We start from the raw sequence: 12,151 nt of genomic DNA, 5'->3' as shown, positions 1-12,151 counted from the left end.
GTTAGACAGAACGAAATAAGAAAACCATGAGCAAACCTGACTGGACTCGTGACGAACTAGTCTTGGCGTTGGATCTGTACTTTCGAGAGCCTTCAGCCCGAGGAAGTAAGACGCATCCAGGCGTGTTGGAGTTGAGTAACGTCCTCAACTCACTCCCAATCCATGAAGTAGGCGAGCTTGGTGAGGATTTCAGGAATCCTAATGGAGTAGGAATGAAGTTAAGCAACTTCTTGCGTTTCGATCCAAGCTACAAAGGCGCAGGGCTTAAACGAGGATCCCACCTTGAAGAGGAGGTGTGGAGCACATTTTCGGCGGACCTCAAACGGCTTCAGGCAACCGCCAACGCGATTAGGAGAACAGTTGAGTCTGGTGAAGCCGCTAATAGTGGCCCTTACTACGGTGAGGAGACCGAAGCACCAGAAGGCAGAGTCCTGACACGGATCCATCAAGCTAGAGAGCGAAATGCGGCCTTGATCAAGAAGAAGAAGACAGATGTTCTTAGCAAGACTGGCAGGTTAGCCTGCGAAGTCTGCAGCTTCGACTTCCAACAGATGTATGGCGAACACGGACATGGGTTTGCTGAATGTCACCATACAAAGCCAATCAGCAAGCTCATGCCCGGTGAGAAGACGCGCATGAGTGATTTGGCCATCGTTTGTGCAAACTGTCACAGAATGCTTCATCGTGGACGTGATTGGCCCTCGGTTTCCGAGTTAAAGTCACTGCTTAAGAAGACTTTCTAACCGTGTCATCTACATGAGCCGCCGCCGTCATGATGCCATTCCCGCGGAGAACTCGTGAGCAATTGATCATTGCGGTCAGGTGATAGAACGCGCTATACGGTGACTCAATAGGTAATGACTCACGCCTACCTGTCAGCTTAACAACGTGGTGGACTACACATCTAGGCATGTTCCTGCCAACGTGTGACTTACTGTTAGTTCGGGCCACGGAATGATTCGCACGGCATGCCGTCATTATCTCGATCCAGCTTAGTGCTGCCTGCCCTAAAGAGCGCTATAGCCTCCTCACAGCTTTGGAACTGCTTGCAGGTATTTGCCATCGCTAGGCCGGCATCCAGGGCGATCACAGCTCAAATCAGGATGAGGGCCTCTGTGAACAGATTTGCCATGACAGACCAGCAGTTGGACCAAGTTTGGCAAAGGTGACACAAGTTAGGGTTATGCAGACTTCTTCAAATGTTAACGGCTGTCTTGCTAGCATGCCCTGCATGCCGTGCGCTACGGAGTGACGTGGTATCCGGCGGGCGGTGGAGGTGGCACCCGCACCAGCTTCAGGATCTACTGAGCCAGGTACTTCGCCGAGACATGATCAAGGGGAGGCTCCGGCCGAGCGATGGATTCGATTTTGGCCCTGCAAGCCGTTATGTAGCTCCTTCGGAATTCCGCCTGCGCGTCGGTTTCTTCTGCATAGCCACGCTCGCGCCTTGCCTCCATTTGCCCGAACTTCGACTGCAGGGAACCGATCTTGATGTCGGCGGCGACGACTGTCAGGGGGTCAGCGATGTGTCCGAGCATCTGGATCTGGCGCTCCATCACCGCTGCCTGATCCTCCATCAGCGCCGCCTGGCGCTCCATCGCCGCCGCCTGGCGCTCCAGCGCCAGAACCTTGCGTTCCTCCAGGGAAGCAGTCTCTAGAACTTCTTTGTAACGGCTGGTGCTGTTCATGGCTGCGAGGGGATAGCGATTACGGGAATCTTCTGCTCCTCAATGTTAACCTGAATCTCAAGCCTTTCGACCCTACTGACCAGCACCCAGAAGTCGCAGAACTCACAGGCAAAATCCCCATCCATGTAGATCTTCAGGGCAGCATCAGGCCGAACTTGCCAGGCACGCAGTCGAGCCTTCAGGAGGTCGGCAGGGATCTCAAAACCGTTGAGATCAGGCTGCGGCGTTGAGGGGGTGTCGGCCATGGCGGGGCAGCGGGTGGAGGGTGTGTAGTCATTCTGATGGCAGCGCTTCAGGGCTTCAGTGGGGCGTTAGCTGGGCCGGTGTAGTTCGGGGCGCAATCCCAGCGGGCCTCGGCCGTAAGGCCCATTCGGGCATGGAGGCGACGGGAAAGAGGTTTGAGTTGGCCCAGGCGCTGGTATTGCTCTTCTAGCTAGTAGGGGATCGTGGCCTTGAGGTCGATGGACAGCGGTGAGCAGTGGTGGCTGATCGACCCGGCGACCGGCTGGGCGCTGCGGTTCCGGTGGATCGCGAAGGGGAACTGGCACTACAGCCTGGAAGTGATCCGGGGCCGGGCGATGGGGGATGAGCCTGCGCTGCTGGCCTGGCGCCGGGAGCTGTCGGTCAGACAGGCGCGGGAGCTGTGGCGCTGCCACACCTCTTCCCACAGGTAGCCGGTGCGGTAGCCACGCTCAGCATCAAGGGGGTTGCCGGCGCCGCCGTCGTCGCCACGGTTGAAGGGAAGGAAGATGGTGCCTGGGCCGAGGAGCTTGGACGTCATCCGCACCTCACGGGTGCTCACGGCGAAATGCACCAGGGCACCAGTGGGGAAGGAGAGCAAGGGTTCTGGTCTCTGCCCTTTGGGCCTGTGGTTGCGATCGAAGCGGTACTGGTCAACCGCATTGTCGATCGACTGGCTGAAATGGGTTTTTAGGTTGGGCGTTGCCACCGCGATGCCGTTGAGAAACAGCACGAGGTAGATGCTGTGCTCGTTGTGGGTCAGGTAACGCATCTGCCTCACAACCCGCAGCCGATTGGCGTCGTAGCGGCTGAGGATCTTGGGGTTGAGGGCCAGGGCCGGCTTGAACTGGGCCAGCTGCAGCGGCTTCCTGGTGTCGAGAAGCTCGATGCCATGGCGGAGCACGTCCAGGGTGCAGCGCTGATCCAGCTGAGCTCGCAGGCGGTTCAGCAGGGTGGCTGTCGCGCTGGCGCCATGGTTCTTCTGCAGCGCCTCCCAGGCGTCGGGCTGCGATTCCTCGGCCCAGGCCAGCAGGTAGGCATGAAAGATGGCACGAGTGCCGGTTCCTAATTCCCCGCCCAGTCGATCCTGGTTTCCCAGAGTCTTCTTAAGATTTCTAAAAAAGCTTCCATGTGAGTGCCTATCAATGCCCAGTCTGGCTTGAAAGCGTTTTCCGATTAAAACGGAGCATCCGGGCAATGAGAGAAGATGATGAATACCTTGCGCGGAAGCTCGAAGAAGCAAAAAGCGATCTTAGATTCAATGTAAGTTACCGTAAAGAACAGAAGCGCCTAGCCCGCGATAAGCACAGCGAAGCCAGACGCGCCGCCCAACAGAATAAAAGAGAGGCCAACCGGATTGCCCGTGCCAACGAAAAGGAGGCCAAGCGTGTTGCTCGTGAGAAAGAGGAGGAGCGACGTGCCAATCTTTCTCCGGAAGAACGAGAAGTCGAAGACAGAAATGCAGCCATGCTACGAGCATTCAAGAGCAAGGAGGGGGCTCTAGCTCTAAGCGGCAGCATTCTCAATTGGACACAAGGCTATAGCCCTGCTTCAATTACATCTCGCTATCAGCAAGCATGTCGCCTAAGACCAAGTAAGCTGACCTTAGACGAGACAATTGAAGCTATAAATGTTGTTCACGAACTGATCTTTCTATTGAGCATCCCAAATTATGAATCTCTTGTCGAGGGAGTTGGGAATGACCTTGAACTATTGCACTATCGCATTGCATTCGCTTATAAGGTAAAAGAGTTAACTTACAAGAACGCGGAGAAGATGGGAGGGATACCTATTTATTCTGAAGACAAACGAATTCAGAAGAAGCTTGAGAAGCTCGAAGTAGTCTTGCTGGAACTCTCGCAACATCGTGATCGTCGGCGAGAGGCTATTCTTGCTGCTGAGGCTGCCGCCTCTGATGTCGAGGACAAGCTGCACAAGTCAGCCAAGTCTAATAATAGCTTGGCAGACCGACTGCTTAAGGGTATTAATTCTGCAAAAGTCGAAACTGCCTGCGGATTCGTCTACCTCAAGCAGTGGACCGTGCCTGGAGGTCCTCGCTGGCTAAAAGTGGGCGTCACCAACAATCCGGATCGCCGAGATGCAGAACAAAATGTCTTGCCAGTGCCCGCTGTCACTCTTCGTATGATGCGAGTACAAAACATGGAGCAGGCTCTTGCGATTGAAAGGAGGATCCACCGGGAATTGTCTGACAAGCGCATTGAGGGTGCTAATAACCGCGAGTTGTTTCAGCTTAGTGACTCCGATTTGGCTGCATTGATGCTGGCAATGGAGTAGGTATGGACAATCTCCTCGCAAGCTCAACTAGTAAGCCATCCTCCTTGCATTCTTAGCTCGCCCTTACAGGTGTTGTCTGTGCACCTGCTCGCCAGGGAGCCCACCTATCTGGACCACCGCCGCGAGTTTGCAGATCCCCGGTTGCAGGTGCCGTAGGTATGCGTCCAACCGGATGGCTTCGGTGGGGTTGGGCCAGCCGGGACTTTCGTGCTCAGCACGCGCACACCGCGTTGGCCGAGTCTGCTCAGGGCCTCGGCGATCTGAAGGTGGTCCACGCTTTCGGCAGCTGCGGCCTCACGGATTGCTGCCAGTTACTCTTGCAGCTCGACACGCTCGAGAGAGGGGAAGGGTGATGCCAGCAGGGTGGCGACTTGGGCCTGGATGGTGATGGTGCTGGGGTCTGCCAGCAGCTGGCCTCCTGGCGGTTTCAAGAGCGTTTGATTCCGGCGCACTGGACAAGCCCAGGTATCCCTCCGAAGCACTGGAAGCGCCGAGATGGGACCCCACACCAGCCAGACCGAGAATGTCGTGCCTGAGTGGCTCACCTGCTGAGAGCCTGGCGTGGATTTCCTGCTTGTGCCAGAGGTGCTCCTGCACGATCTCGGCCCGGCCGGCAGAATCGGTAGCGCGGAAGTGCTGCAGCTCATCCCAGGGGAGGTGCCGCTCCAGCTGCTCATGGATGTAGCAGTACTCGTCGGCGATTTCGACGCCGTGGCGGCAGAAGTGGTTGCACCAGATGTTGGCCTACTGCACCGTGAATGGCCGCCAGGCGTGGGCCTGGATGGCGTACACGGCGATGGCCCGGCCGTGCACATGCACGCTGCCGAGGTGGGGCCAGTACAGGCTCTCCAGCTCGCGGCAGCGGGCTTAGGCGCCGTCGTGGGCGACGAAGCCGGTGGCCACCCGCGTCAGCTCCAGGGCGGTGAGGGGGCAGCCGATCAGCCACGCCAGATCCTCGAGCCCCATGGAGGCCGATGGTGCTGGGTGCAACCGGGTGGTGGTGACGGGCCGGCGGAGCCGCGAGAGGCCGCGCTGGATGTAGACGAGGAACTCTGCCATGGGAGAGGCGAGCAAGGGACCCGAACGAGCAGCGCAGCTAGGGCAAGGGCCGCCGCTGCAACCGCTGCTGGATCGGGTAGTAGGCCGTCGGAGAAGCGGATGTGGTCGCTCTGGCGGGGGTACCGGATGGCACCACAGCACCAGGGCAAGTACCAGGGCGAGCAGTGCTGCGGGCAGCAGGAACGGCGCCAGGAACCACCACAGCGAGGGTGAAGGCCGGTGGCGGGGTGCTGCGGGGAAGGGACTGCACGCCACTGCAGAGCCTGGCTATAGGCCCGCCAGGGCTGTAGCTGGCGCCCCCGTAGCTGCGGTGTCTCATTGCTGCATCAGGCAATAGGCCCTCGGGGCAGCGGCGTGGTCGCCATCGACGGTTCGGCACTGACCCTGAACTGCCATTCGCTTAGGCAGGTGAGGGGAAGTGGATCTGGTGCTGGCCAAGCCGCCGCGGCTGCTGCTGGTGGAAGTGAAGGGGCGCGCCCGCGCCGGCCCGGACGGCTGGGGCCGTGGCGCCCTGGGAGCGGCGAAACGGATCCGGCTGGAGCGGGCCTGGGCCTGCTGGCTGGAGGAGCATCCCCAGTGGGCGAATTCCCCGGTGGAGCAGGTCTGTGCTCTGGTGCCCCTGCCCCCCTCCAGACGGCCGGTGCGCTGGATCCGTCTGGCGGGCTGAACCCTCAGGGTGCCGGGTCGTCGGCCGCCGCCGGTTCGTCGTACCAGACCGTGCAGCGGTAGCGAACGTTGTTCATGCCCACCTCCACCTCCTCACAGCGGTGGCGGGTTTCGGTTGCCCCGGCAGGCATCTGTTCCCGGGCGCGCTGCAGGGCGTTGTCCCGGTCCCACACCGACGACGAGGTGATGCTGCCGGCACTGGCGGCCGGCGCCGTGAGGGCCACGGCCAGCAGGGGGAGCACCAGCGGAAGAGAGCGGAACACGGCAGGGCCAGGCTCGACACGCCTGGGGCTGAAGGGATGACTCCGCTCTAGCGCCAGCTGCGCCCTGCGGCAGCCGTGATGGCTTCAACAGCTGCCGCCAGGCCCGGGGAGCAGGCTGGGGGGATCACGTCACCGGCCATGACCTTCGCCGCCCATCGCGCCCGCAAGCGCTTCGGCCAGCACTGGCTCACCGATGCTGCGGTGCTGGATCGGATCGTGGCCGCCGCGGCGCTGGCACCGGGCGAGCGGGTGCTGGAGATCGGCCCGGGGCGCGGCGCCCTCACCCAGAGGCTGCTGGCCAGTGACGCGGCGGCGGTGGCGGCGGTGGAGCTCGACCGCGACCTGGTGGCCGGTCTTCAGCAGCGCTTCGGCCGTGATGCCCGCTTCGAGCTGCACCAGGGCGATGCCCTCACCCTTGCCCTCCCACCGGCCGACAAGGTGGTGGCCAACATTCCGTACAACATCACCGGGCCACTGCTGGAGCGGTTGGTGGGCCGGCTCGACCATCCGGTGCAGCCGCCGTACCGGCGGCTGGTGCTGCTGCTGCAACGGGAGGTGGCTGAGCGGATCCGTTGCAGCCCCGGCAGCGCGTCCTACTCGGCCCTGAGTGTGCGGATGCAGCTGCTCGGGGAGTGCCGCAGTGTCTGCGCCGTGCCGCCGCGCTGCTTTCAACCGCCGCCGAAGGTGCAGTCGGAGGTGATCGTGATCGAACCCCATGGCCCCGCACGCCTGCCGGAGGCCGCCCTGGCCAGGACCACCGAGCAGTTGCTGCGGCGCAGCTTCGCGGCGCGGCGCAAGATGCTGCGCAACAGCCTTGTCGGGCTCGTGCCGGAACCGGAGCTCCAGGGCCTGGCCAGGGAGGCCGGCATCAACCTGCAGCAACGTCCGCAGGAGATCGAACCGGCGGCCTGGCTGCGACTGGCCGCCGGGTTGAATCGCAGCACCAACGCACGGCTCCCGTCATCTGAATCCCATGGCTGATCTCATCGTCTGGGCTCCCGCCAAGGTCAACCTCCACCTGGAGGTGCTGGGCCAGCGCCAGGACGGGTTTCACGAGCTGGCGATGCTGATGCAGAGCATCGATCTGGTGGATGCGCTGCGGCTCTCCCCCACGGCCGACGGCGCCCTCACCCTCAGCTGTGACGATCCCGGGCTGCCGGTGGATGGCGACAACCTGATCGTGAAAGCGGCCGCCCTGCTGCGCTCCCGGGCGGGATTGCCGGAACTGGGGGCCCGCATGCACCTGCAGAAGCGCATCCCCGTGGGGGCCGGCCTGGCCGGCGGCTCCAGCGATGGGGCCGCTGCCCTGGTGGGGCTGAACAGCCTCTGGGGGCTCGGACTGCCTGAAGCGGAGCTGCTCGAGCTGGCCGCCCGTCTCGGTTCCGACGTGCCCTTCTGCCTGGCGGGAGGCACCCAGCTCTGCTTCGGTCGCGGCGAACGGCTCGAGCCCCAGGACGCTGCCGGCGCTGCGGGGCTGGCCGTGCTGCTGCTCAAGCACCCCCAGGCCAGTGTCAGCACCCCCTGGGCCTACGGGCGCTGCCGGGAGCTGCGGCAGGCCAGCTACCTGCACAGCGAGGCTGACTTCGCCCAACGGCGCGATGCCCTCAGGCGCTCGCCCCTGCTGCTCGCCCTGCGGGAGGGGGTGCAGGCTCCCGGGACCTTTCCGCCCCTGCGCAACGACCTCCAAGCGGTGGTGGAGCCGGAAGTGGCCAGCGTTCAGGCGGGGTTGGCCCTGCTGCGCCGGCTGAAGCAGCCGCTGGCGGTGGCCATGAGTGGATCGGGCCCCACCGTGTTCGCCCTGTTCGAACACCTGGATCAGGCGCTGGAGGCGCAGGCCGGGCTGGCGGCCGCCATCGAGTCGGACGGTTTCGCCAGCTGGGCCTGCCGGCTGCGCGGCCGGGGTGTCAGCCTGGAGGGGTGAGCGACACCCTCCCCCCACCGACGCCCCCATCGACGTCCCAACCGGCGCCCGGATCTGACAGCCCGCCCGCGCGCAAGGGACCGCTGAGCTTCCTCTCGGGGGCCCTCACGGCGGGTCTGCTGAGCTGGTTGTGCCTGGGTCTGAGCCGCCGCATGGCGCTCTACTACGCCCTGCATCCACCCCATTACAGCTCGGCCATCGCCCAGAGCATCGCCACGGCCCTCAAGACCCTGATCGTGGGCATGGCCTTCCTGGCGACCTTCAGCTTCGGCTTCATCGCCCTGGGGCTCACGCTGGTGTTCGTGCGCAGCCTTTTTTCGGGATCCGCACCGACTCCGGCGAGCCCGGAGGACCCCACCTAGGGTCGGCCCATGACTCTCCACGACCTGGGACTCCTTGTCACCCTGCTCCTGCCCGGCATGCTGCTGTCGGTGCTGATCCTGAGCACCTTCGCGGCCGGAGGCTGAGCGCCACCACCCCGGTCAGGCGTTCCCGCCCAACCCGGCTGAGATAGGTTGGCGCCCACTCGGTGCTTGCCAACGCGTGGCCGAAACGCTGCTGTTCAACGCTCTCCGCGAAGCCATCGACGAGGAGATGGCCCGCGATCCCCACGTGTGCGTGATGGGGGAGGACGTGGGTCAGTACGGCGGCTCCTACAAGGTCACCAAGGACCTGTACGAGAAATACGGTGAGCTGCGGGTGCTGGACACCCCGATCGCCGAAAACAGCTTCACGGGGATGGCCGTGGGAGCGGCCATGACCGGCCTGCGGCCGATCGTGGAGGGCATGAACATGGGCTTCCTGCTGCTCGCGTTCAACCAGATCTCCAACAACATGGGGATGCTGCGTTACACCAGCGGTGGGAATTTCACCATCCCCGCCGTGGTGCGTGGCCCGGGGGGCGTGGGGCGTCAGCTGGGGGCGGAGCACAGCCAGCGCCTCGAGGCCTACTTCCACGCCGTGCCGGGCATCAAGATCGTGGCGGTCAGCACGCCCACCAACGCCAAGGGCCTGATGAAGGCGGCGATCCGGGACAACAACCCCGTGCTCTTCTTCGAGCACGTGCTGCTCTACAACCTCAGCGAGGACATTCCCGACGGCGACTACATCTGCGCCCTCGATCAGGCTGAAGTGGTGCGGGAAGGCCGCGATGTCACCATCCTCACCTACTCGCGCATGCGCCACCACTGCCTCAAGGCCGTGCAGCAGCTCGAGGCCGAAGGGGTGGATGTGGAGCTGATCGATCTGATCAGCCTCAAGCCGTTTGACATGGCCACCATCGCCGCCTCGATCCGCAAGACCCACCGGGTGATCGTGGTGGAGGAGTGCATGAAGACCGGTGGCATCGGCGCCGAGCTGCTGGCCCTGATCACCGAGCACTGCTTCGACGACCTTGACGCCAGGCCCGTGCGGCTGTCCTCCCAGGACATCCCCACGCCCTACAACGGTGCCCTCGAGAACCTGACGATCATCCAGCCCCATCAGATCGTCGAGGCGGCGCGGCAACTCAAGGCCGGGTCGCTCTGAGATGGCCAGGCAACAGGGCTGGTTCGCCCTCATCCTCGCCCTGGCCATCGCCGCCGGGGCTCTGCTGATGAGCTTTCCGCTCCAGCTCGGTCTCGACCTGCGCGGCGGCAGCCAGCTCACCCTGCAGGTGATGCCGGCCGGTGCCATCAAGCGCGTCGATCAGGAGCAGCTGGAGGCTGTGAAGGAGGTGCTGGAGCGGCGCATCAACGGTCTCGGTGTGGCCGAATCCACCCTGCAGACGGTGGGCACTGACCAGCTGGTGCTCCAACTCCCCGGTGAACAGGACCCCAGCCGTGCCGCCCGGGTGCTCGGATCGACGGCACTGCTGGAGTTCCGCGCCCAGCGGGCCGGTACCGAGCAGGAGATGCAGGGGCTGCTGCAGCTGAAGCGTCAGGCCGAGGCGGTGCTGGGCCTGGCCCGGGCGCGCCAGGCGGCCCTGGGGAACGGCGAAACACCGCCCGAGGTGGCGGAAGCCAGCTTCCCGGCCGAGCAGCTCGCGGCGGCCCTGCGCCAACTCGGGGTGGAGGTGCCCGATGGCGCCAGCGAGGCCGATCAGCTCGAGCTGCTGCTGGATACCGTGAACACCCGGATCGTGGAGCTCTACGAGCCTGCAGCCTTCACCGGCAAGGAGCTGGTCACGGCCGGCCGGCAGCAGCAGCAGTCCGGCAGCGGCTGGGAGGTGACCCTCAGCTTCACCCAGACCGGCGGCGAACAGTTCGCCCGGCTCACCAAGGAGATCGCCGGCAGCGGCCGCTTGCTCGGGATCGTGCTGGATGGGCGCTCCATCAGCGAGGCCAGCGTGGGTCCCGAGTTCCAGGCGGCAGGCATCACGGGCGGCTCGGCCAGCATCACAGGCAATTTCAGCGCCGAGGAGGCGCGCGACCTGGAAGTGCAACTGCGTGGTGGATCCCTGCCCCTGCCGGTGCGGGTGGTGGAGGTGCGCACCGTGGGGCCCTCCCTCGGCGCCGACAACATCCGCACCAGCCTGGTGGCGGCCCTCTCCGGGCTGGCCCTGGTGGCCGTGTTCATGGTGCTCGTGTACCGGCTGGCCGGAGTGGTGGCAGTTGTGGCGCTGAGCCTCTACGCCCTCTTCAACCTGGCTCTCTATGCCCTGATTCCGGTGACCCTCACCCTGCCGGGCATCGCCGGCTTCATCCTCTCGCTCGGCATGGCGGTGGATGCCAACGTGCTGATCTTCGAGCGCATCAAGGATGAGCTGCGCAGCGGCAACACCTTGATCCGCTCGATCGACACCGGCTTCAACCTTGCCTTCTCCTCCATCCTCGACGGGCAGCTCACCACCTTGATCAGCTGTGTGGCCCTGTTCGCCCTCGGCACCGGCTTCGTCAAGGGCTTCGCCGTGACCCTCGGCATCGGCGTGCTGCTCAGCCTGTTCAGCGCCCTCACCTGCACCCGCACCCTGCTGCGCCTGCTGATGAGCTATCCGGCCCTTCGCCAGCCCACCTACTTCCTGCCGCGGGTTCAGCTCCCGGCGGCGTCCTCCTGAACCGATCCCGCCCTGATGTCCCTTCCGAGTCGTCTGCTGGGTGTGCAGGTCAACCGCCGCCGCCGCACCCTCTGGGCCCTGTCGAGCGCCGCCCTGGTGCTCAGCCTGCTGGGCATCGCGATCAGCTGGCTGACCCCTTCGATCCGGGCGCCGCTGCGGCCCGGGCTCGATTTCACCGGAGGGACCCAGATCCAGTTGGCGCGCAGCTGCGGTAGCGGCTGTTCGGCCCTGACGGCTGCAGCAGTTGAGGATCGGCTGACGTCCATTCCCCTGCCGGCCGAGGAGGGGGCGGCCGCGCCCCCGAATCTGCGGGGGGCCGCCGTGCAGCTGCTGGATGGCGGCCAGCAGGTGGTGCTGCGGCTGCCCAGCCTCAGCGCTGAACAGGGCCAGGCGGTGGTGGAGGGTCTGGCCCCGGTGATCGGCCCCACCGATCCGGCCGGTCTGTCGGTGGAGACGATCGGCCCCACCCTCGGCAGCCGGCTGCTGCGCGCCAGCCTGATCTCCCTGGCAGTGAGTTTCGTGGGCATCTCGGCCTACATCACCATCCGCTACGACCGGCTCTTTGCCCTTCTGGCCCTGCTGTGCCTCGGCCATGACGTGCTGATCACCTGCGGGGTGTTCTCCTGGCTCGGCTTGCTGGGCGGGGTGGAGGTGAACAGCCTGTTTGCTGTGGCCCTGCTCACCATCGCCGGCTACTCGGTGAACGACACGGTGGTGATCTTCGATCGGATCCGGGAGAAGCGCGTCCAGCTCACGGAGCTGGCGCTGTCCGAGCAGGCGGATGCCGCCGTGGCGGCCACGCTCACCCGCTCCCTCTACACGAGCTTCACCACCCTGCTGCCGCTGCTGGCCCTGATCCTGTTCGGAGGCAGCACCCTCTTCTGGTTCGCGGTGGCCCTGAGCGTGGGGGTGGTGGTCGGTGCCTGGTCCAGCGTGGCCATCGCGCCCACCCTGCTGCCGGTGCTGGCGCGGTCGTGACCGGTCC

At 64.2% G+C, this 12,151-nt stretch carries 15 protein-coding genes and 1 pseudogene; 10 read left to right on the top strand and 6 right to left on the bottom strand.

Going from position 1 to position 12,151, the window contains the following annotated elements; translation table 11 throughout:
- Positions 1-26: 26 nt before the first annotated feature.
- A complete protein-coding gene (locus tag CPCC7001_RS14305; protein ID WP_071778253.1) occupies positions 27-743 on the top strand; it encodes an HNH endonuclease in 717 nt (238 codons plus the stop codon).
- A 194-nt stretch (positions 744-937) separates the two neighbouring features.
- On the opposite strand, the gene CPCC7001_RS15980 is transcribed toward CPCC7001_RS14305, so the two are convergent.
- The 3 genes from CPCC7001_RS15980 to CPCC7001_RS03045 form a co-directional block, all read right to left on the bottom strand.
- Positions 938-1,063, bottom strand: a complete 126-nt coding sequence (locus CPCC7001_RS15980) for an excalibur calcium-binding domain-containing protein (RefSeq protein ID WP_156796835.1) — start codon at positions 1,061-1,063, stop codon at positions 938-940.
- 238 nt (positions 1,064-1,301) lie between these two features.
- Complete coding sequence (locus CPCC7001_RS03050) at positions 1,302-1,688, bottom strand: hypothetical protein (RefSeq protein ID WP_006911631.1); 387 nt, start codon at positions 1,686-1,688, stop codon at positions 1,302-1,304.
- Entirely contained in the window at positions 1,685-1,933 is a 249-nt protein-coding gene (locus tag CPCC7001_RS03045) for a hypothetical protein (protein ID WP_006909238.1), read from the bottom strand. Before CPCC7001_RS03045 ends, CPCC7001_RS03050 begins: the two co-directional genes overlap by 4 nt.
- 216 nt (positions 1,934-2,149) lie before the next feature.
- On the opposite strand from CPCC7001_RS03045, the pseudogene CPCC7001_RS15975 reads away from it, so the two are divergent.
- Positions 2,150-2,281 (top strand): annotated as a pseudogene (locus CPCC7001_RS15975) (hypothetical protein); the annotation flags it as partial.
- Here CPCC7001_RS15975 and CPCC7001_RS15970 read toward each other — a convergent pair.
- The gene (locus tag CPCC7001_RS15970) at positions 2,236-2,832 is read right to left on the bottom strand and encodes a type I restriction endonuclease (RefSeq protein WP_043368546.1); all 597 of its coding nucleotides are present in this window, start codon (positions 2,830-2,832) and stop codon (positions 2,236-2,238) included. The pseudogene CPCC7001_RS15975 and the gene CPCC7001_RS15970 sit on opposite strands and share 46 nt — an antisense overlap.
- A 293-nt stretch (positions 2,833-3,125) precedes the next feature.
- On the opposite strand from CPCC7001_RS15970, the gene CPCC7001_RS14735 reads away from it, so the two are divergent.
- Complete coding sequence (locus CPCC7001_RS14735; RefSeq protein ID WP_083782557.1) at positions 3,126-4,223, top strand: GIY-YIG nuclease family protein; 1,098 nt, start codon at positions 3,126-3,128, stop codon at positions 4,221-4,223.
- Between the two features lie 867 nt (positions 4,224-5,090).
- On the opposite strand, the gene CPCC7001_RS03025 is transcribed toward CPCC7001_RS14735, so the two are convergent.
- The gene (locus CPCC7001_RS03025) at positions 5,091-5,282 is read right to left on the bottom strand and encodes a hypothetical protein (protein WP_006910678.1); all 192 of its coding nucleotides are present in this window, start codon (positions 5,280-5,282) and stop codon (positions 5,091-5,093) included.
- A 418-nt stretch (positions 5,283-5,700) separates the two neighbouring features.
- Here CPCC7001_RS03025 and CPCC7001_RS03020 point away from each other — a divergent pair, with 418 nt between their 5' ends.
- Positions 5,701-5,949 carry a hypothetical protein gene (locus CPCC7001_RS03020; protein ID WP_006911403.1) on the top strand — a complete coding sequence of 83 codons (249 nt, stop codon included), beginning with the start codon at positions 5,701-5,703 and terminating at the stop codon, positions 5,947-5,949.
- A gap of 4 nt (positions 5,950-5,953) precedes the next feature.
- Here CPCC7001_RS03020 and CPCC7001_RS03015 read toward each other — a convergent pair whose 3' ends face one another.
- Positions 5,954-6,211, bottom strand: coding sequence for a hypothetical protein (locus CPCC7001_RS03015; RefSeq protein WP_006910032.1), 258 nt, complete (start codon positions 6,209-6,211; stop codon positions 5,954-5,956).
- 138 nt (positions 6,212-6,349) lie between these two features.
- Between CPCC7001_RS03015 and rsmA the strand changes: the two genes are divergently transcribed.
- The 6 genes from rsmA (at position 6,350) to secF (ending at position 12,144) form a co-directional block, all read left to right on the top strand.
- Positions 6,350-7,192 (top strand): 16S rRNA (adenine(1518)-N(6)/adenine(1519)-N(6))-dimethyltransferase RsmA, encoded by an 843-nt coding sequence (gene rsmA / locus CPCC7001_RS03010; protein ID WP_043368540.1) that lies wholly within the window; start codon positions 6,350-6,352, stop codon positions 7,190-7,192.
- The gene (gene ispE / locus CPCC7001_RS03005; protein WP_006909842.1) at positions 7,185-8,132 is read left to right on the top strand and encodes a 4-(cytidine 5'-diphospho)-2-C-methyl-D-erythritol kinase; all 948 of its coding nucleotides are present in this window, start codon (positions 7,185-7,187) and stop codon (positions 8,130-8,132) included. Before rsmA ends, ispE begins: the two co-directional genes overlap by 8 nt.
- Before the next feature lie 83 nt (positions 8,133-8,215).
- Entirely contained in the window at positions 8,216-8,494 is a 279-nt protein-coding gene (locus tag CPCC7001_RS03000; protein ID WP_050757175.1) for a DUF3082 domain-containing protein, read from the top strand.
- 181 nt (positions 8,495-8,675) lie between these two features.
- Positions 8,676-9,659, top strand: a complete 984-nt coding sequence (locus tag CPCC7001_RS02995; protein WP_006909331.1) for a pyruvate dehydrogenase complex E1 component subunit beta — start codon at positions 8,676-8,678, stop codon at positions 9,657-9,659.
- 1 nt (position 9,660) lies between these two features.
- Positions 9,661-11,166, top strand: a complete 1,506-nt coding sequence (secD, locus tag CPCC7001_RS02990; RefSeq protein WP_006910547.1) for a protein translocase subunit SecD — start codon at positions 9,661-9,663, stop codon at positions 11,164-11,166.
- Between the two features lie 15 nt (positions 11,167-11,181).
- Positions 11,182-12,144: a protein translocase subunit SecF gene (gene secF, locus CPCC7001_RS02985; RefSeq protein WP_006911017.1), complete on the top strand. Its 963-nt coding sequence runs from the start codon at positions 11,182-11,184 to the stop codon at positions 12,142-12,144.
- Positions 12,145-12,151: the final 7 nt, after the last annotated feature.

This window comes from Cyanobium sp. PCC 7001 (assembly GCF_000155635.1).
GTDB lineage: Bacteria > Cyanobacteriota > Cyanobacteriia > PCC-6307 > Cyanobiaceae > NIES-981.
This window is presented reverse-complemented; position numbering and strand designations above follow the sequence as displayed.

Coding starts and splice junctions, on each gene's coding strand:
- CPCC7001_RS14305 (WP_071778253.1), top strand. CDS start 27: ATGAGCAAACCTGACTGGACTCGTGACGAACTAGTCTTGGCGTTGGAT.
- CPCC7001_RS15980 (WP_156796835.1), bottom strand. CDS start 1,063: ATGGCAAATACCTGCAAGCAGTTCCAAAGCTGTGAGGAGGCTATAGCG.
- CPCC7001_RS03050 (WP_006911631.1), bottom strand. CDS start 1,688: ATGAACAGCACCAGCCGTTACAAAGAAGTTCTAGAGACTGCTTCCCTG.
- CPCC7001_RS03045 (WP_006909238.1), bottom strand. CDS start 1,933: ATGGCCGACACCCCCTCAACGCCGCAGCCTGATCTCAACGGTTTTGAG.
- CPCC7001_RS14735 (WP_083782557.1), top strand. CDS start 3,126: ATGAGAGAAGATGATGAATACCTTGCGCGGAAGCTCGAAGAAGCAAAA.
- CPCC7001_RS03025 (WP_006910678.1), bottom strand. CDS start 5,282: ATGGCAGAGTTCCTCGTCTACATCCAGCGCGGCCTCTCGCGGCTCCGC.
- rsmA (WP_043368540.1), top strand. CDS start 6,350: ATGACCTTCGCCGCCCATCGCGCCCGCAAGCGCTTCGGCCAGCACTGG.
- ispE (WP_006909842.1), top strand. CDS start 7,185: ATGGCTGATCTCATCGTCTGGGCTCCCGCCAAGGTCAACCTCCACCTG.
- secD (WP_006910547.1), top strand. CDS start 9,661: ATGGCCAGGCAACAGGGCTGGTTCGCCCTCATCCTCGCCCTGGCCATC.
- secF (WP_006911017.1), top strand. CDS start 11,182: ATGTCCCTTCCGAGTCGTCTGCTGGGTGTGCAGGTCAACCGCCGCCGC.